We start from the raw sequence: 21,408 nt of genomic DNA, 5'->3' as shown, positions 1-21,408 counted from the left end.
ATATGGAGGAAGTTCATATGCAAGAGCAGCTTCTTATTAACAATCAGCATCCCGTTCTGAAACATCATAAAGCCTATGGAAAGGAACTGCTGCCGGGTCTGGCTTATATTGACCTGATCTATCAGACTTTCAGAGAAAACGGTTTTTTTCATGCTGGCCTTGAACTCAGGCACTTATCGATTTTTCACCCTTTAGCTCCTGAACAGGGAGAATCAATCCTGCTTTCCGTTGACTGTACAGAGAACGGCGAAGAGCAGTGGAAGGTAGAGGTGAAAGGGCAAAAACAAGGTGACGAAGCAGCAGAGACAAAGGTATATGCCGCGGCGCAAATGCATTCCGTCAAGCCCGCCGGCTTCCAAGAGAGCGTCCGGATGGATGCCGTAAAACAAACGGCGGCAGAAATACCGCTTGAGGACATTTACGCGGAATGCAGGGATCAAGAACTGGTTCATTCAGGAATGATGAAAGGCTGCGGAAGCGTCTACCAAACTGAAAAAGAGATTTATATTGATCTGTCGGTGCAAAAGGATCAGCTGGAACATGCAGAAGAGGCGATGTTTCATCCCGCATTGATAGATGCGAGCAGTATCGGCTCCAATGTATATCTCGCTCCTTTGACGAGGGAGGAGGGGCAATTATTTCTGCCGCTGTTTTATGAATCGTTTTATTGCGCCGAATTGCTGCAGACGACATGTATCACCAAGATAAAAAAAGAATCCGTCACCCGTAAGAAAGATCTCGTTTACGTGACAATGGAGTTTTTCAATGAGGAAGGCAGAAAAGTCGGCGAACTGAAAAACTTCGCCAATAAACTGGTGAGGGACCCGGAACTGATCAATCAGAAACGGCAAAAGAAAGAACCTGACGGGCGGAATGCCGTCCCGGCTCCGCAAGCGGAACCGGCGCCTTCTGAGCCCCGCCGTGCGGAGGCTTCCGCCGGCCTTACTGAACAGTGCATCCTTTATTTAAAAGAATTGCTTGCCGCCCGATTGAACAAACCTGTGAAAGAGATTGACCCGGATATCGGCTACTATGAAATGGGGCTGGATTCTCCGGGGCTGTTGGACATGGTGAAGGAAATTGAACAAAAAATCGGAACGCAGCTACTGCCGACGCTGTTATTTGAATACACGACAATCGCGGAATTGGCGGGATATTTGTGCGAACATTACGGAGCCGGTTTCGGCCATGCTCAAAGCGGACATTCAAGTGCTGAGCCTTTGCCCCGGGAAAAAAAGAGGACGACCCAAATCCGCGTGAAAAAGTCGGCATCAGCCGGAACGCAGAATGGAGATATTGCGATCGTCGGGATGGCGGGACGGTACCCCGGCGCCAAAAATCTTCGTGAATTTTGGACAAATTTAAAAAATGGAGAAAACAGCGTAACGGAAGTGCCTCGTTCCCGCTGGGATACGAGGAAATATGAGCATTTGCGATCGCCGTCCGGCAAGCCGATTTCCAAATGGGGCGGTTTTATAGACGATCCGGATTGTTTTGATGCGAAATTTTTCCGGATTTCTCCGCGGGAGGCAGAAGCTAAAGATCCGCAAGAACGATTGTTTTTGGAAACATGCTGGGAAACGATTGAGGATGCGGGCTACACCCCGGAAACAATCGTTCAGCCGAAAGGGCCGAATAAGAGAATGAACGTCGGTGTGTTTGCCGGGGTGATGCATATGGATTATTCTCTCGCCGGCGCTGAAGCTGCGGCGAAAGGGCTGGTCTTTCCTTATCCCTTGAACTATGCGCCGATCGCAAACCGTGTTTCATATTTTTGCAATTTTCACGGGCCGAGCATGGCGGTTGACACGGTGTGTTCGTCATCTTTGACGGCCGTCCATATGGCGGCGGAAAGTCTGAGACGCGGTGAATGTGAAGCAGCTCTTGCCGGAGGCGTCAATTTATCATTGCACCCGACAAAATATATCACATACGGCTTGATGGATATGCATTCGAGTGACGGGCTGTGCCGCACGTTCGGCGAAGGCGGCACAGGCTATGTCTCAGCTGACGGCATCGGGGCCGTGCTGCTGAAGCCGCTCCACAAAGCCGAAGAAGATAAGGATCATATTTATGCGGTGATAAAAGGCAGCGCCGTCAATCACGTGGGAACCGTCAGCGGGATTACCGTGCCGAGCCCCGTGGCGCAGGGGGATATGATAGCTGAATGTCTTGAAAAGACGGGGATCGATCCCCGGACGATTTCTTATGTGGAAGCGCACGGAACCGGAACTTCTTTAGGGGATCCGATTGAAATACAAGGCCTTGTTAAAGCTTACCGCACGTTTACGGAGGATCGGCAATTTTGTGCGATCGGTTCCGTTAAATCGAATATCGGACATGCGGAATCAGCCGCCGGGATCAGCGGGCTTCATAAAACGGTTTTGCAGCTGTTTCACAAAACGCTTGTCCCTTCTTTGCACTCAGAGACGATTAATCCGTATCTCCGTTTAGAGGACTCGCCATTTTACGTACAGCAAAAAACCGAGTCATGGAAAAAGCCGGTGTATACAGAGAACGGCCGTGAACATTCCTGTCCGAGACGCGCAGGCATCAGTTCATTCGGGGCGACGGGTTCAAACGTTCATCTCATTTTAGAAGAGTACAGGCCTAAAAACCCCGGTATTACGGAGAATCAAGAGAGACCGTATATCGTGCCTCTGTCAGCGAAAAATCCGGAGCGGCTGAAAGAATACGCTGCCCGGCTGCTGATGTTTCTCAAAGATAAAGCGCTTGAAGGAAGCGGGCCGCTTCATGACAAAAGAGTTACAATGCAAAATCAGCTGGAGAATGCGTTGCGCAGTGTTCTGGCGGATGTTCTGCATGTAGAGGCCGGCTCGGTAGATGGTGAACAGGATTGGAAGGAATTCGGCTTGGATGTCATGCAGCTGACACAGTTTTCTGAGCTGATGACGGATCAATACGGGCTGGCAATAGACATGACTGATCTCATACAGCATACTTCCGTCCGGACTTTAGCAGAATGTCTTACAAACGATGAGAAACATAAGGATATTCTTTTCGGTCTTTTCGGCCAGTCCGGCTTAGATAAGCAGCCTGATGAATCTTTTTCCCTGCGGTCACTGGCGTATACGCTGCAAACGGGACGGCTGGCAATGGAAGAACGGCTTGTTTTTTTAGTGAACGATCAAGCGGACCTGATCAGGAAATTAACTGAATTTACAGAACGAAAACGGCAGATTGACGAATGCTTTCAAGGGCGGTCTGATAGCGGAACGGAAATCAGGGGTTTCCTGAACGATGATCAGGATACGGAGGAGCTGATCCGAAAATGGATGGACAGCGGCACTTACAAAAAACTTGCGGAGCTGTGGTCAAAAGGATTTGAGGTAGACTGGACGCGGCTGTATCGGGAGGAGAAACCGCGCAGGATGAGTCTGCCGACGTATCCGTTTGCAAAGGAACGATATTGGATACCGGAGCCCGATCATCCCGTCACTTCCGTAAATACAGAAAGCAGGCTTCACCCGCTGCTTCACCGCAATACATCAGATTTGTTAGAACAAAAATTCAGTACGATACTGAACGGAGATGAATTCTTCTTAGCCGATCATATCGTCCGAAACAAGCGTGTTCTCCCCGGGGCGGCTTATCTTGAAATGGCGAGAGCCGCGGCTGAACTGGCTGCCGCGCCGTTAGCCGCTGAATACACGGCTAAAACCGGCATTTCGCTGCGGTATATCAGCTGGATACGCCAGGCCGTTCACAAAAAAGAGCCGCTGCGTATGACGACAGGGCTTTCCTTGGAGGACAACGGCAATGTTTCATTTCAAGTGTACAGCAATGAAAACGATTCAGACATTTATTGTGAAGGCAGTGCTGTGATTGAGCCGCTGTCTGAGGCGCCGGTTTTGCATATTGAACAGCTGAAAGCGCGCTGCCGCAAAAAAGTGCTGTCAAAAGAAGACTGCTATGCGGCGTTTGCAAAGGCGGAAATTGTATACGGACCTTCACATCAAGGAATTGATCACATTTATTGCGGGGAAAAAGAAGCCTTGGCTAAATTGGTGCTCCCTGCTTCCGTTTCTGATGAAGCCGAACAGTTTGTGCTCCATCCGAGTCTGATTGATTCCGCTTTTCAGGCGGCCATCGGCGTTATGAATGAAGATCAAGCGGGTTATCCGGAGCAGCCCTTAATGCCTTTTGAATTACATGAACTGACCGTTTTTCATCCGTGCAGTCCAAACATGTGGGCGGCCGTGTTTGTGACGCATGAAACACCGGCCGTGCGAAGAATGGACATTGATATATGTGATGAACGCGGCAATGTGTGTGTAAGGATAAAAGGATTTTCTGCCCGGATGGCCGAAAGTGCGCCGGCCGTAACCGATAATAAGCAATACGATCTGCCGGGTAACCTTACCGGAGCCGTCAAACTGATGCAGGTATGGGACGCGGAACCGATAGACAACCAAACCGGCTTCCCCATTTCTGAAGCAAAAGCTGTCATCATAGGCGGTACAGACGGGCAGGCGGACGCGGTTTTACGATTGTTTCCTAAAGCTGTGCGATTTGATATCGGCCAAAGTGCTTCCGTTGAAGTGATATCTGATCGGCTCCGCCGTCTCGGTGAGATTCAGCATATGATCTGGTTTGCCCCTCAGCCGGCTGATTCTGACAGCCATGATCAAAAAAGCGGGGTGCTGCAAATTTTCAGAGCGGCCAAAGCTCTTATCGGTCTCGGATATGGAAAAGAGCAGCTCGGGATGACGGTGATTACGCACCAAGCACAGCCTATCACCCAATATGATGAGGTGCGTCCCGCTCATTCCAGTGTGCACGGTTTCGTCGGGTCTCTCGCTAAAGAGCATCCGAGCTGGCACATCCGTCTGGCCGATCTTGAAGACGGGGGGGATTTCCCCGCAGAAGACATATTCAGCCTGCCCCGCGACCGTACGGGTAAAGCATGGGTGCACAGACATCAGGAATGGTACAGGCCTCAATTGCTTCCGGTCCAAAGCGGGCCGTCTGAAAGTGTTCCTTACCGCTATGGAGGCGTATATGTCATCATCGGCGGTGCGGGAGGCATCGGTGAGGTTTGGACAGATTATATAGTGACGACATATAAAGCCCGAGTCGTCTGGATCGGGAGGCGGCCGCTGGACAGCCGGATACGCCAAAAAATAGACCGGTACCGGTCATCAGGCCCGGCTCCCGAATATATAGCCGCAGATGCTTCTGATCTTCCATCGCTTCAGCGCGCCTATGAACAGATTAAAAACACATACGGCACCATCAGCGGCGTCGTTCATTCAGCGATGGTATTTGCGAATGAAAGCGTAAAAGATATGGAAGAATCACAGTTTCACGCCGGTCTTGCGGCGAAAGTGGATATTTCCGTCAACATTGCCGAAGTATTTGCGAAAGAGTCTTTGGACTTTATTCTCTTTTTCTCTTCGGTTATTTCATATATTAAGAATCCGAATCAAAGTCATTATGCGGCGGGGTGCGCATTTAAAGACGCATTTGCCCATGAGCTTTCCGGACGGCTGTCATGCCCGGTCAAAGTGATGAACTGGGGTTATTGGGAGCGGGCTGACAATCACATTTCTGAAGAGTTTGACAGACTGAGTGCAATCGGTCTCGGGCTGATCAGCCGGGCGGAAGGGATGCAGGCGCTGGAAACTCTGCTGACGCAGCCGATCTCCCGCATGGGGCTGATGAAGCTGACCAAGCCGATTCCGATCGAGGGAATGAACCCTCATGAATTTGTGACTATCTGATTGCCTGTCAAAATGACGGAGCAAATTTAATTTTCTTAGGAGGATAAGGTTTTGGGTAAGGGAGACAAACAAAAAGACCGTACACAGTTATCCTTAAGAACAGAAATAAGCAATCAAATGAAAGAATTGAATCGGCTTTTGCTGCAAGTGCTGCGGGTGACGCTGCGTTCAATGAGTCTGACCGGCGAAGCGCCGGCGGCTTCCTGTCTGCCTTTATATGAGCGCTGGCTGGAAGAAAGTATCCGTCTTTTAGACAGCGATTTTAAAAGCGGTGAAACGGCCGCGGTTTGGGAAGAGTGGCATAAGAAGAAAAACGAATGGCTGAAAGATCCGGATATGAAAGCGCAGGCACTGCTGGCGGATACCGTCATTCAAGCTTTGCCTGACATTTTAACAGGCAAAATAAAAGCCACTGACGTGATGTTTCCCGATTCCTCAATGGAGCTTGTTGAAGGAATCTATAAGCATAATATTCTCGCTGATTATTACAACGATGTGCTGGCAAATGAAGCGTGTATTTATGTGGAAAATGTAATTAAAAACAATCCTGAGGCAAACATCCGTCTGCTGGAGATCGGAGCGGGCACCGGCGGAACGAGCAGCACACTGTTTAAAAAGCTCCGCCCCTATCAAAACCATATTCAGGAATACTGTTATACCGACTTGTCAAAAGCTTTTTTAATGCATGCCGAAAAGGAATACGGCGCGGACAATCCGTATTTGACGTATCAGCTGTTTAATGTGGAGCAGCCTGCGGCGGGCCAGGGATTACATCTGAGAACCTACGATATCGCTATTGCCGCAAACGTGCTGCATGCCACCAAAAATATCCGGAAAACATTACGGACGGCAAAAGCCGTATTGAAAAAGGACGGTTTGCTGCTCGTTAATGAACTGGGCGGGCATACGCCGTTTACACATGTTACATTCGGCTTATTAGAGGGCTGGTGGCTGTACGAAGACGAGGCGCTGCGGATTCCGGGGTGCCCCGGTCTTTATCCGGAAACATGGAAATCCGTTTTAATGGCTGAAGGCTTTCATTCCGTTCAATTTCCGGCTGAAAACGAACGTCTGCACACCCAGCAGATTATCACGGCGAAAAGCAACGGAGTCATCAGGCAGAGCAGGGAAGCTTACACCGCGCAAAAGCGCCAATCAAACGTACCGCAAACATCCTCTGATCGTCAGCTCCCCATCAAACAAGCGGGAGAGGGGCTTTCGGAAAAGACAGCGGCTTTTCTGATAAAGGCTGCGGCAAACGTATTAAAAATGCCGGCAGAAGAGATAAATCCGCTGGCTCCTCTGGATGAATACGGCATTGACTCTATTCTGATCGTTCAGCTGACGAATGAGCTGCGGGATCTCGTCCCTGATATCAGCAGCACGCTGTTTTTTGAATACCGGACGATAGAAGAGCTTGCCGCATACTTGGCTGAAACGAAGGAGCGCGAACTGCATGCGCAATTTTCTGAAGAAGTCCCTCATACTGAAGCGGTATCATCCGGCTCTTTGCTTGAAAAAAGCACAGAGTATCTGAAACAGATCGTCAGCGCCATCTTAAAGATGCCGATTGAGGACGTTCAAGCCCATACGCCCCTTGAAGAATACGGAATCGATTCCATCTTAATCGTACAGCTGACCAACCGCGTGCGGGAAGACGTCCCTGATATCAGCAGCACTTTGTTCTTCGAGTATCCGACAATCGGCGGATTAGCGGAATATCTCGTCAGCTCAAGACAGGATGATATGGCTGGGATTTTCAAGACAAATAAAGAAGCCGAAAAGGCGCCGCACACATTACAGAAAAAGCAAAGCCGCAAAAAAAGCGCCGGATTGACGAAGCGCCAAGCGGCATCTTTTTCTGAAAAAGCGCCGCCCGCTTCCGAACCGCCGTCAAAACACCTTGAAGTGGCCATTGTCGGTCTTGCCGGGAGGTATCCCGGAGCTGAAAATGTTAATGAGTTCTGGGAACGGTTAAAGACCGGTGAACACGGAATCACCGAAATTCCGAAAGACCGCTGGGATTGGCGGGACTACTATGATGAGACAAAAGGTAAGGAAGGCCGGATGTATACAAAGTGGGGCGGCTTTTTAACAGATATTGATAAATTTGATCCGCTGTTTTTTAAAATCTCCCCGAAAGAAGCGGAGCGCATGGACCCGCAGGAGAGACTGTTTCTGGAAACCGCTTATGCAGCCCTTGAGGATGCCGGATATACCCCTGATTCACTATGCGCCGGTAAAAAGGTTGGTGTCTTTGCGGGTGTCATGAACGGCAACTATCCGACAGGGGCCCACTACCACTTTATCCCGAACCGCGTATCCTATGTGTTTGATTTTCACGGTCCGAGCATCGCGGTCGATACCGCATGCTCCTCATCCTTAACCGCCATTCATCTCGCCGCAGAAAGCATCAGAACAGGTGCATCTGAATGCGCGATTGCCGGCGGCGTAAACCTGATTACAGATCCGGTTCATTATATCGGACTTTCTTCTATGAGAATGCTGTCACCGTCAAACGCGTGCAAAGCGTTCGGTGATAAGGCTGACGGGTTTGTTGACGGAGAGGGCGTCGGCTGTATCGTGTTAAAGCCGTTGAAAAAGGCTGTTGAAGATCATGATCATATATACGGTGTCATTAAAGGAAGCGCTCTGAACGCCGGCGGCAAAACGAACGGGTTCACCGTTCCGAATCCGAATGCCCAAGGAGAAGTGATCGCAGAGGCGATGGAGCGGGCAGGGATTGATCCGAGAGCGATCAGCTATCTGGAAGCCCACGGCACCGGCACTTCCTTGGGAGATCCGATTGAAATCGCAGGGTTAACCAAGGCTTTCCGACGCTATACGGATGCAAAGCAATTTTGTTCCATCGGTTCTGTTAAATCCAATATCGGACACCTGGAAAGTGCGGCGGGCATTGCTGCTGTCACCAAAATTCTTCTTCAGATGAAACACGGATATCTGGTGCCGTCGCTGCATTCAAAGCAGCTGAACCCGGAAATTGATTTTGAAACTTCTCCTTTTATCGTGCAGCAGGAAACGGCGGAATGGAGACGGCCGGTCATAGAATCTGAAGGAGTAACACGGGAATATCCGAGAATCGCGGGTACATCTTCTTTCGGAGCGGGCGGAGCAAATGCCCACCTGCTGATAGAAGAGTATGAACCGGCTGAAATGACTTCGGCAGACACCGGCCGTCCGGCGCTTTTTGTTTTATCGGCAAAAGATAAAGACCGCTTGCGCGAGCGGGCTCTGTTGCTGTCGGATGCCGCCGGAAACGGAACAATTACAGATGCGAACCTGCTTGACGCGGCATTTACCCTTCAAGTCGGCAGGGTTCCGATGGAAGAACGGCTGGCGATGACAGCGGGCTCTGTTTCTGAATTGGAACAGAAGCTGACTGCTTTTCTGAATAATGCTGGTTCTGTAAGCGGGGTGTTTACAGGTCGGGGTGATGATGCTGGCACAGAAACGGAAGGCACAGTCAGTGATTGGATGGAAAAACGTCAATTTGACAGTCTTTTGAATGCCTGGGTTCACGGGACGCCCGTCGATTGGGCATCTTTATATAAAGGCGCGCTGCCGCATCGTATCAGTCTGCCGTCTTATCCATTTGCAAAAGAAAGCTACTGGATGAAGCGGGCAGAACAAAAAACAGGAACAACTGAATATGTGCATCCTTTCCTGCATGAAAATACGTCAACCTTGGCGGAGCAAAGCTATCATACATCTTTTACAGGCCGGGAACACGTTTTCCACGATGTGAGAGGGGAGCGGGTTCTGTCGGCAGCCGTTTATTTAGAAATGGCGCTTGCAGCTTATCATCATGCGGCAGACAGCTCTGAAGAAAAAGAGATATGGATCCGAACAGCGGCATGGACTGACCCGATTACCAGCGGACATCACGGTGCGGGCGTCAATCTCTCCCTTCTGTCCGAAGACGAGGAAGGCATCCGTTATGAAATATACAGTGACGAAGAGAAGCTGCATCATTATGGAATCATCGGGCAAGGGAACATACAGCCATCCCGCGTGCTTGATATTGCCTCCTTACAAAAAGACTGCCGCCCGCTGTCATTCGATTATGAAACACCAGGCACATCAGGTGTAACGATCAGTAAGGAGTTCCGCACCGTTGAAAAGCTTTATGCGGGAGAAAATGCGGTTTGGGCGAAGCTTGCTCTCACAGATGAAAGCGGCCGTAATCCGGGATATCATCTGCCGCCGGAATTTCTGGACGCAGCTTTTCAAGTCCTGGCAAAAACGGAGCCGTCAGTCCATATCGTGCCTGAAGCGGTTGAAGAACTGCGCGTCATGCGTCCGTGCTCATCCGGCATGTGGATGTATATTAATAAAAAGAATCAAACCGGCTGTAACATTCAATTTTGTGACGAAACCGGCACTGTCTGCGCAGAAATCAAAGGGGTGAGCATGAGACAGCCGTCTCAGCAGGATCACGGGCAAGAGGAACAATCCGAGATGATGATATTTGAAGAAATATGGACGCAGCAGCCTCTAAAGAAATCCATTCATGAAGAGCTGAAAACGGTCATCTGTTTTCTTACGGGAGAAGCTGCCAGAAAGCATGCTTATCAGTCTTTACAATCCCTTTATCCGGGAGCCGGCGTGTTTTTTATTTCACAGGGTGAGGAAACTCAAAAGCTTTCAAACACGCATTATCAAATTAAAATCACTGACGGACAAGCATATCAAGAAACGTTTCGGCATATTGAAACGGCTGCAGGCAAAGCGGATGCCGTTTTATATGGATGGCCGCTTGAAGATGCAAAGGCCGTGAAAGACTATTTCATTCTGTATCATGTGATCCGCGCAGCTGCTTCTTTGCGTTCTAAACCGAGGCGAATCCTTCTTTCCGCTCAGTGCGGGACCGATACCGATATCAGTTACGCCGAGTCATGGATCGGGCTGGAACGGTCGCTGAAACTGATCTTGCCGGAGACGGATACGGCCGCGGTTTATTTTGGACAAAAAGGACCGTTAGAAAAACTGATCCATAACGTATGTGAAGAACTTCACAGCGAGTCGTTCCGCAGTGTCATGTACAGTGGGGAAATCCGTCACGTCATGGAAATGAAGCAGACGGATATTGCCCCTGTTGAGAAGCGTGTGATAAAAAGCGGGAAAACGTACTTGATTACCGGCGGATGCGGGGGATTAGGCTTGTTATTTGCCGGATATTTTGCTGAAAAAGGACCGGTTACGCTCATTTTGACGGGGAGATCAGCGGCAGGCGGCCCGGTGCTGAACAAGATAAAGAGATTGGAAGAATCAGGCGCAAAGGTGTTTTACGTGCAGGCGGATGCCGCAGATCAGGCTCAGATGGAGAAAGGTTTACAAGAAGCGAAAGAGAAAGGATGCGGGCCGATTCACGGTGTCATTCACGCTGCAGGTCTTCAAGGCACTGAAAGCATTCTGGAGAAAGATCTGCAAACCTTTCAGCAAGTCTTATCGCCAAAAGCGGACGGCACCGCGGTGTTAGATCAGGTTCTGTCACGGGAGCCGCTTGACTTCTTCTGTTGTTTCTCTTCTTCTTCAGCGATTTTAGGAGACTTCGGTTCTTGTGACTACGCGATGGGGAACCGCTTCCAAATGGCTTTTGTCCGTCATCGGGATAAACTTGTGAGCCTCGGACTCAGAAGCGGCAAGTCACTTGCAATCAATTGGCCGCTTTGGAAAGAAGGGGGAATGCATGTCGGCACGGCGGAAAGCACCGATATGTATTTAAAATCAAGCGGACAGCGTTATTTATACACAGAGGAAGGACTCGAAGCTTTTGAAACATTGTTGGTCCAGCCGTCCAGCCAGTATCTCGTCCTGGCCGGTTTTCCGTCGAGGGCCAAACGCTTCCTGCAGATAGATCAAGGCGAACGGCCGATTTCGGGTTCTGTAAACAGGAATGTCCCGTTTTCAGGAAGGCGGAGTGAAATGAAAGGCTTCACGCTGGAAGAATGCGTAAGCTGGGATGTGAAAGAACTGGCGGCGGGGCTTTTGAAAATAGACAAGAACAGACTGACGGACGCTGACAATCTGGCTGATTTCGGCTTTGATTCTATCAGTTTGGCGGAATTCGCCTCTTCTTTGTCCGCTCACTACGGAATTGAAGTGACACCGGCCCTGTTTTTCGGACATTCCACACTGGAGAAGGTCGTCCGCTATTTTCTGACGGAACACAAGTCCGTCATGGAGCATGTCTATGAAGAAAAGAAACCTGAATCCGCAGATCAATCTGTCTTTGAAAAGGCAGGAACGGAAAAGCGAAAGAAGCAGAGGGGAAGAAATAAGCTGAATGCCGGAACCGAGGGCAGTCAGGCAGCTGATTCCATTGCCATTATCGGCATGAGCGGCCGATTTCCTCAGGCGCGCACGGCGGACGAGCTGTGGGACATTCTGTTTCAGGAAAAGGACGTTGTCGCACCGGTCGCAAAAAAAGGCTTCACAAGTTCAAAATGGAAACTCGGCGCTGTCCCGGGGGCGGACGAATTCGACCCTTTATTTTTTGAAATATCGCCGAGGGAAGCTGAAACGATGGATCCGAAACAGCGGCTGCTTCTTCAGGAAGCGTGGAGGGCCCTTGAGGACGCCGGCTACGGCGCCAGTCACATCAGGCAGCAGACGATCGGTATGTTTGTGGGGGCGGAAGAAGGAGATTATCACCTTTTAACACGGGACAAAGGCAATGTCACGTCTCATCATAACGGTATTTTGGCGGCGCGGCTGGCTTATCACTTGAATTTATCCGGTCCTGTGATGGCGATAAATACAGCATGTTCTTCGGGGCTCGTTTCTGTCCATCAGGCGGTATTAAGCCTGCAGAATAAAGAGTGCACAACAGCTGTTGCGGCCGGGGTGAATATCATGAATACCCCGGACTTTTTTGAAACGATAGATAAAGCCGGAATGCTGTCGGAAAACGGGAAATGCTTCGCGTTTGATAAAAGGGCTGACGGCATGGTACCGGGGGAAGCGGCCGCGGCGGTTGTTCTGAAGCCGCTGAGAGAGGCGGAAAAAGATGGTGATCCGATTTACGGGGTGATTCGGGCGAGCGGCATCAATTATGATGGGAAAACAAACGGAATTACCGCTCCGAGCGGCGTTGCGCAGACCCGGCTGCTTACTTCCGTTTATGACCGGGGCCGTATCAACCCTGAAGATATCGAATATATCGTCACACACGGCACAGGTACAAAACTCGGTGATCCGGTGGAAATTAACGCGCTTTATGACGCATTTTCTGCCTATACAAACGAAGAAGCTTTTTGCGCGCTCACATCAATTAAAACCAATATCGGCCACACGTTTGCCGCATCAGGCATTGTCAGTTTGATCAGTCTTTTACAGGCGTTTTCCCGTGAAATGATTCCCGCCAGTCTGCATTGCAGCGGGGAAAACCGCTATATCAACTGGGAGAAGAGTCCTTTTTATGTGAATAAAACGGGTAAACCGTGGCCTTCTCTGCCGGGTAAAAACCGAATGGGGGCAGTCAGCGCATTCGGGATGAGCGGAACAAATGCCCATATCGTTATGGAAAGCTATAAGCGCAGCGCTTCACCTCATCGTGATGCCCCTGCATATTTACTGACTTTGTCTGCAAAAACAGAGGAGGCCCTTCAGGAAAAAATCGAAGATATGATCACTTGGGCGGAAAATGGCGGACTGAAAGAAAATGATCTGGCCCAGCTCAGCTATACGTTGTTAAAAGGACGGCATCACTTTAACCATCGCGCCGCCATCGTAGTGCAAGATGCTGATGACGCAGTGTATGTATGGAAGCAGGCAAAGCTTAATGAACATCATCCTTATGTATTTTCGGGAAAAGTACCGCAGCACTTTGCAGGCCGTCAGCATATTCAGGAGCACATAATAGAAGTGCTCGGCAAGTGCAGCGCCTCATATTCTGACCATAGAAAATATCAGGAGCTGTTATGCGTGCTGGCAGATTTTTATTGTCAAGGTTATGAAATCGAAGGGGACTTGCTTTATGGCGGACCTTTGCCGCGAATCGGCAATCTGCCGGGCTACCCGTTTGCCAGGCAGACGTATTGGGCGTCCGATCGTCTTCAGAGAGAGCTTGAAAGCCGGAATTCAGCTGAACGTGAAAAGCTCCACCCGCTGCTCCATGCGAATACATCGACCTTTACCGCCCAGCGTTTTACTTCTGTTTTTTCAGGGCATGAACCGTTTTTTGCCGATCATATCGTCAATGGAAAACCGGTGCTTCCGGGCGCAGCTGCTTTAGAAATGGCCCGGGCCGCCGTTACACTTGCCGCTGAAGACTTGCCCGGCGGGAAAACGGGTGTCCGGCTCAAACAGATTGTTTGGCTCCGGCCGGTGACGGCGCTTTCTGAAGGAGTGACGCTTCATGTAAAGCTTCAGCCGGAAGAAAACGGAGACATCGCTTTTGAAGCGTATGCCGAAGGGGAAGAGCCGCTTGTCTTTTTCCAGGGAAAGGCCGTGCTCGAAGAGACGGAACGTGCTCCTGTTCTCGATGTGGAAGCGGTTCAGGCGTGCTGCGGCGGCCGGCGCATGTCAAAGGCTGAGTGCTATGAAGCGTTCGACAGCCTCGGCATCACCTACGGACCGTCTCATCAGGCGCTTGACGCCGTCTATGCCGGAAACGGAGAAGTGCTCGCGAAGCTCACTCTTCCGCCGTCCGCCCGCGAAGAAAAGGAGCCGTTCATCCTGCATCCGAGCATGCTGGACGCCGCCCTTCAGGCTTCTATCGGTCTCGTGCTCTCAGACGGTTCCGCGTCCGGACGGCCGTTTCTGCCGTTTGCCCTGCAGGATATGCAGGTGTTTTCTGCGTGCCGTGAGACGATGTGGGCGGTGCTTTCCTCAGCGGACGGCGCCTATCATATTGAGCTGTGTGATGAAAACGGCGCGGTATGTGTCCGATTGACGGGGCTCACCGCCCGTTTTCTGGAAGAGGACACGGAGGAAAAACTGCTCTTGCTTCAGCCGGAGTGGCAGGAATCACCGCCGAGTGAAGGCGGCGGACAAGAAGAGTCTTTCAGATACGTGACGCTGTATGGCGGAATGAACGCTGAGGACATAAGCGGCGCCGTATGTGCGGCTGACGGCGAAGGTCCGATTGAAGACCGTTATGACGCCTGCGCGGCGGAGCTGTCAGCGATCGTCACGCGTCTTATCAAAGAAAAACAGAAGGAAAAAACGCTGATCCAGCTTCTTGTCCCCGACAGGGGGGAAGACAATGTATTGGCAGGGCTGGCCGCTTTCCTGAAAACGGCTCACCTTGAACATCCGAAGCTGTACGGCCAAGTCATCCAAGCCGATCCGGACGAGTCAGCATCATCGCTTTTTGCCAAGCTGAAAGAAAACCGGGCGCACCCTGAACAAGCGGAAATCCGTTATGAAGACGGCAAACGTCTCGTCAGAAACTGGCGTCATCTGCCGGCCCCTCAAAGCGGCGCCGTTCCGTGGAAAGACGAAGGGGTTTACCTCCTCACCGGGGGAGCGGGCGGCATCGGACTGATTTTCGCTGAAGAAATAGCCTCCCGCGTCAAAAACGCCGTCCTCGTATTAACGGGGAGGGCGGAAGCGCTTGATGAAGACCGCTCCGCCCGCTTACGGCGCTTGGAAGCGTCGGGTGCCCGTGTATTTTATCAACCGGTTGACGTGACAGACAGGGCGGCGGTCATCGCCCTCGTCCGCGGCATACAGGAGGAGCACGGAACACTCGACGGGATCATTCACGGCGCAGGCGTGATCGCTGACAACTACATTCTGAACCAGACAGAAAACGAACGGAAGGCCGTCATGGCGCCGAAGGTGAAAGGGCTTATCAATCTTGATGAAGCAGCGAAAGATGTGCGGCTGGACTTTTTCATTCTGTTTTCTTCCTTGGCGGGAGGCATGGGAAATCCGGGGCAGGCCGGTTATGCGGCAGCCAACGCATTTATGGATGTTTATGCAGCCCGCCGGAACCGTCTCGTGCGGGGCAACAAGCGGAGCGGGCAGACTCTGTCCGTCAACTGGCCGCTTTGGGAAGAAGGCGGTATGCGCGTGGACAAAGAGACCGAACGGCTGATGTACGAACAGACCGGAATGAAAGCCATGCGATCGGCCTCAGGCATCCAAGCGCTTTACGCCGCTTTTGCCTCCGGAGAACACCAGGTCATGGTGGCAGAAGGCGACGAAAAACGGATTCGCAGCCATATTTTCGATCTGGGCGAAGAACAAAGCGCCGCCGGAAAAGCTCCGGCAGTGGCAGATGCAAGAGATCTGAAAGATCAGGTGCAAGAGAAACTAAAGCGGCATGTATCAGATCTTTTAAAGGTAAGCATGAAAGATATTGAGGCTGACAGCGAACTGACGGAATACGGATTTGATTCGATCATTTTCACTGAATTTACAAATCTATTAAATCGGTCTTATCAGCTTGAGCTCAGCCCGACTATCTTCTTTGAATTTCCGACATTGCGCAAACTGAGCGGCCATTTGATATCTGAATGGAAAGAAGCATTCAGCGGCTTAGAAAGAGAGAGTTTAAAAACCGCTCCAAAAGCCGGAATAAGAAAAGCTGAAGCTCCGGCGGCCGTTCATGTCAAGCGGGAAACGCCCGTATCCGTAAAAGGAAAATCAGAAGAAAAAACCGAACCGATAGCCATTATCGGAATCAGCGGTATTTTTCCGCAGGCGAAAGACATAGATGAATTCTGGACTCGTTTACAAAAAGGGGAGCATTGCATTACAGAAATTCCACGAGATCGCTGGGATTGGCGCGAATATTACGGCGATCCGGCAGCGGATGCAAATAAAACGTCAATAAAATGGGGCGGTTTTATAGATGGAATCGCCGGGTTTGACCCGCTGTTTTTCGGGATATCTCCGAAAGAAGCTGAAATGATGGATCCTCAGCAGCGTCTATTAATGATGTATGTGTGGAAAGCCATTGAAGATGCGGGGTACTCAGCAAAACGGATTGCCGGAACAAAAACCGGCATTTTCACCGGCACATTGGGAAGCGGATATCAAACCTTAATCAATAAGGCGGGTCTTCCTGTCGAGGGGTATACGATGACCGGAATCGTGCCGTCCGTCGGGCCGAACCGGATGAGTTATTTTCTTGATATCCACGGGCCGAGCGAGCCGGTAGAAACCGCTTGTTCAAGCTCTTTAGTCGCCATTCACCGCGCGGTAAAAGCCATTGAAACGGGAGATTGTGATATGGCGGTCGCAGGGGGCGTCAACACGATCGTCACGCCTGAAGGGCATATCGGCTTTCAAAAAGCAGGCATGCTCAGTGAAGACGGGCGCTGCAAAACATTTTCTGATCAGGCTGACGGTTATGTCAGAGGAGAAGGTGCCGGCATGATTGTCTTGAAAAAGCTTTCAGAGGCTGAGCGTGACAGGGACCACATCTACGGCCTCATCCGCGGTACAGCGGAAAATCACGGCGGACGCTCAGCGTCGCTTACCGCGCCGAATCCGCAGGCTCAGACGGATGTGCTGAAAAGCGCTTATCAAAAAGCCGGTATTCACCCGTCAACCATCACTTATATAGAAGCGCACGGAACAGGAACGGCACTCGGAGATCCGATTGAGATCAATGCATTGAAAAAAGCTTTCCAAACAGACGGGGCTCCGGGCGGATATTGCGGGATAGGCTCAGTGAAGACAAATATCGGACATTTGGAGCTCGCGGCAGGTATTGCGGGCGTTATCAAAGTATTGATGCAGCTGAAACATCGGACGCTCGCCAAAAGTCTGCATTGCGAGAACATCAATCCCCATATCAAATTGAAGGACAGCCCGTTTTACATTGTGACAGAAACAAAGGAGTGGGAAGCGCTGCGTGATGAAAACGGCCGGGTCCTGCCCCGCCGGGCGGGTGTAAGCTCATTCGGTTTCGGAGGCGTCAATGCGCATATCGTTATTGAAGAATACATGGGCAGAAGTGAGACGGAACAGCAGGAAACCCGTGAGAAAGCGTCATCTCTTTTTGTTTTGTCGGCTAAAAATGAAGAGCGGCTGAAAGAAAGAGCGCGTCTCCTTCGCGACTTTATCAAAAACGGATCATCCCGCCATATCGATCTTGCAGATGCCGCATACACACTGCAGACCGGACGGGATGCGATGGAAGCGAGGCTGGGAATCATTGCAGGCTCCGCAGAGGAACTGACTGAAAAACTGAACGCGTTTCTGATGGAAAAAAACAGCGAAGATATCATCAGCGGCCGTAAAAAACGCGAGAATAACACGATTTCCATGTTCTCAGACGATGAAGACGCCGCTGACCTCGTCAGCGCCTGGCTTGAGAAAAAGAAATACAAGAAAGTGCTGCGGCTCTGGGCAAACGGATTTGACACAGATTGGGAGCAGCTGTATACGGACAGTAAGCCGCGCCGCATCAGCCTGCCCTCCTATCCGTTCAGAGCAGACCGCTATTGGGTGCCGAAACGGGAGCAGCTGCCGCTTTCGAATCAAAAAACAGTAGTATTGCAGAAAACATGGGAGCCTTGCGAGGCAGTGTCTTCATCCGAGCCATTCAGCAAAATAGCGCTCATCGTTTCCGAGGATACAAAAGACCTTGCCGCCGAGGTGAAAAAACAGCTGAATGATGCTGACATTGTGCAGGAAAATCAGCTCATCTCTTTCTTACAGGATGCGAATGCGGCCGTCTATTCCGGGTTTATTGACTTCACCGGCTGCGGCTCTCGACAAAAGCGGCAGGACATCAGCTGGGTGGCATCGCTGCAGCAGCTCATTGAATACGGCCGCGGACAAGAAAACATGAAAATGCTTTATCTTACAAAAGGGCTTGAATCCTTCAAAAATAAGGCTGCCGTTATGCATGGTATTGAAAAAGCGGGGCTTTATCGCATGCTGCGGCATGAATACAGCCATATTCTCACCTGTCACGCCGATATTGATCCTGAAGAGCCGCTGGAGCAGACAGCCGCTTTTATTAGACAAGAAATTGAATCAGACTTAACGGAGTCTGCTGTTTGCTATAGGGAGGGCATGCGCTTCAGCTATGTTCTTCGGCAGACTGATCAGGTTGAACCTGAAGCCGTGCAAACAGACCGGACTGTGTTTCCAAAAGACGCCGTCCTGATGATAACCGGAGGAACGCGCGGTCTCGGCGCTTTATGCGCCAAGCATTTCGTTTCAGTGTACGGTGTGAAGAAACTGCTTTTGACAGGCAGAAAGGAGCTGCCGTCGAAAACCGAGTGGGATCTTGAGCAAACAGACCCTGTCGTTTCGGAAAAAATACAGCTTATCCGGCAGCTGGAATCACAAGGCGTAAAAGTGTGCGTCTCAGCAGTTGATCTGACGGATAAGCAGGCCGTCGGACGGCTTATAAAAGAGGTAACCTCAACGCTCGGACCTGTCGGAGGCATTCTGCATTGCGCGGGAATTGCAGACCGTGAAAACCCTGCTTTTCTCCGCAAATCCAAAGACAGTATTGCGCGGGTGCTCGCCCCGAAAGCAGACGGCCTTCACAGTCTGTATGAGAGTGTAAAGGATGGTGCGCCGGCATTTTTCGTCCTGTTTTCATCTGTCTCGGCAGCCGTCCCGATTCTTGCGGCGGGTCAGAGCGATTATGCGATGGCTAATTCTTACATGGACTATTTTGCAGAAAACAATAAGAGCGGCATCATCAGCATACAATGGCCGGCATGGGATGAGACGGGCATGAGCAGGGATATAAAAAGCGGGATGTATCAGCAAACGGGATTGCTGCGGCACTCTGACGCAGAAGGTCTCAAGATGCTTGATTACATTTTAAGAGAAAAACCCGGAGCTGTCGTGCTGCCGGCACAAGTGAAACATGATTGGGACATCAAAGCGTTGGAAAACGCTAAGCCAGCCGCCCATAAAGGAATGAAAGCAGCTTCCAAACCTCCTGAAACAAAAAAGCGGGGACATAACCGGACTGATATTCAATCTTGGCTGAGGTCGCTTTTGGCAAAAGAGCTGAGTATCGATGAAACGCATATGGATATCGATGTGCCTTTTCAGGAATACGGAATGGATTCTATCTTTCTGGCGCAAGTGCTGACAAAGATTGATCAAAAACTGCCGTCCGTTTCAATTGATCCGACTGTCCTTCTGGAGCATCCTACCATTGAACAGCTCGCGGATTATTTAGCCGCACATTGTCCGGAAGCTTTTTCGGCAGATGCAGCAGTTTCCGCGGAGAAGGTCCCTTTGCAGAAGACGCCGAAACGGAGCAAAAAAACGGCAGATAAGCCCGGGAAACGGGGAAAGGTTGCGATCATCGGCATGGCCTGCCATTTTCCGAAAGCGGGGGATATAAAAGAATTTTGGAAGAATCTCCGCAGCGGAACGGATGCCGTCACTGAAGTTCCGCCGGACAGATGGGACACCGGGGAACACTATCAGCCGGGTGAATATCAAGAAGGAAAAAGCATCAGTAAATGGGGCGGTTTTATTCACGATATTGATCAATTTGACCCGGAGTATTTTAATATTTCAGAAACGCTGGCACCGATGATAGACCCGCTGCAAAGGCAGTGGCTCGAGGTGAGCGCGGAAGCTTTAGCCGATGCCGGTTATCAAAAAGAGGATCTCTGGGGCCGCCGTATCGGCGTTTTTGCCGGTGCAAGGGCAGGTGCGTTTCATCAGAAATTTCAATATTTGCAAAAAGACGCGATTATTGGCGCGGGGCAAAACTTTATTACCGCACACATGGCGCACATTTATAACTTTACAGGACCCAACCTGGTCGTGGATACGGCCTGTTCCAGTTCGCTTACGGCAATTCATTTGGCCGTACAGGCTATTCAAAATGGAGAAGCGGAAGCGGCCTTTGCGGGCGGGGTTGACATTTTGCTTGATGAAAAACCTTTTCTCACAATGAGTGCAGCGAGAATCTTATCGCCAAATGGCCGTTCAAAATCTTTCGATGCCGATGCGGACGGAACAGGAATCGGAGAGGGCTGCGGTGTGCTGATGCTCAAGCCGCTCGAAAAAGCGATAGAAGACGAAGATAAAATATACGGCGTTATTGACGGCTCTGCGATAAATAATGACGGCAGCACAATGGGCGTGACGACGCCGAATCCCCGGGCGCAGCAGGACTTGATTGAGCAGGCGGTTCAATCAGCGGAAATCGAGCCGGACACCATGACATACGTAGAGATGCACGGAACCGGTACATTGATCGGCGACCCGATTGAATTAAAAGGATTAACCAATGTCTTGTCTGCTTATTCCGATGAAAAACAATTTTGCGGTGTAGGAAGCGTCAAAAGCAATATCGGCCACTTGCTGAGTGCGGCGGGCGCGGCGGGAATCATCAAAGTATTGCTGGCGATTGCCAATGAAGAACTGCCGCCGACTTTGCATTGCCATAAACCGAACCCCCGCTTTCAATTTAATGATTCTCCGCTTTATCCTGTGCTTGAGCTGAAGCGGTGGAACGGAAAAAAAGAGATACTCAGGGCCGGGGTCAGCGCGTTCGGTTTGGGCGGGAATAACGCCCATATCATTGTCAGCAACGAAGGAATTCCGAAAGAGCGAAAAGCGGCCATGGAACCGAAAGGCGGCCAGACAGTATACCGGAAACAGCGGTATTGGCCTGAAAAAGCACAGTTGTCCGAAGCGGAAGAAAATGAGGCGGGCACAGAAGCAATGTTTGAAATAAGCGAGGTGTGAT

The 21,408-nt window shown here is 50.7% G+C and carries 2 protein-coding genes; both read left to right on the top strand.

Annotated features, from left to right (window positions below):
* Positions 1-17: 17 nt before the first annotated feature.
* Positions 18-5,744 (top strand): type I polyketide synthase, encoded by a 5,727-nt coding sequence (locus RUW00_RS06365; protein ID WP_315956555.1) that lies wholly within the window; start codon positions 18-20, stop codon positions 5,742-5,744.
* Between the two features lie 51 nt (positions 5,745-5,795).
* Complete coding sequence (locus RUW00_RS06360; protein WP_280145299.1) at positions 5,796-21,407, top strand: SDR family NAD(P)-dependent oxidoreductase; 15,612 nt, start codon at positions 5,796-5,798, stop codon at positions 21,405-21,407.
* Position 21,408: the final 1 nt, after the last annotated feature.

The sequence above is a fragment of the Bacillus sp. IS1 genome, assembly GCF_032461585.1.
Lineage (GTDB): Bacteria > Bacillota > Bacilli > Bacillales > Bacillaceae > Bacillus > Bacillus velezensis.
Note: the sequence above shows the minus strand (reverse complement) of the source record. Positions and strands in the feature narration are given on the sequence as shown.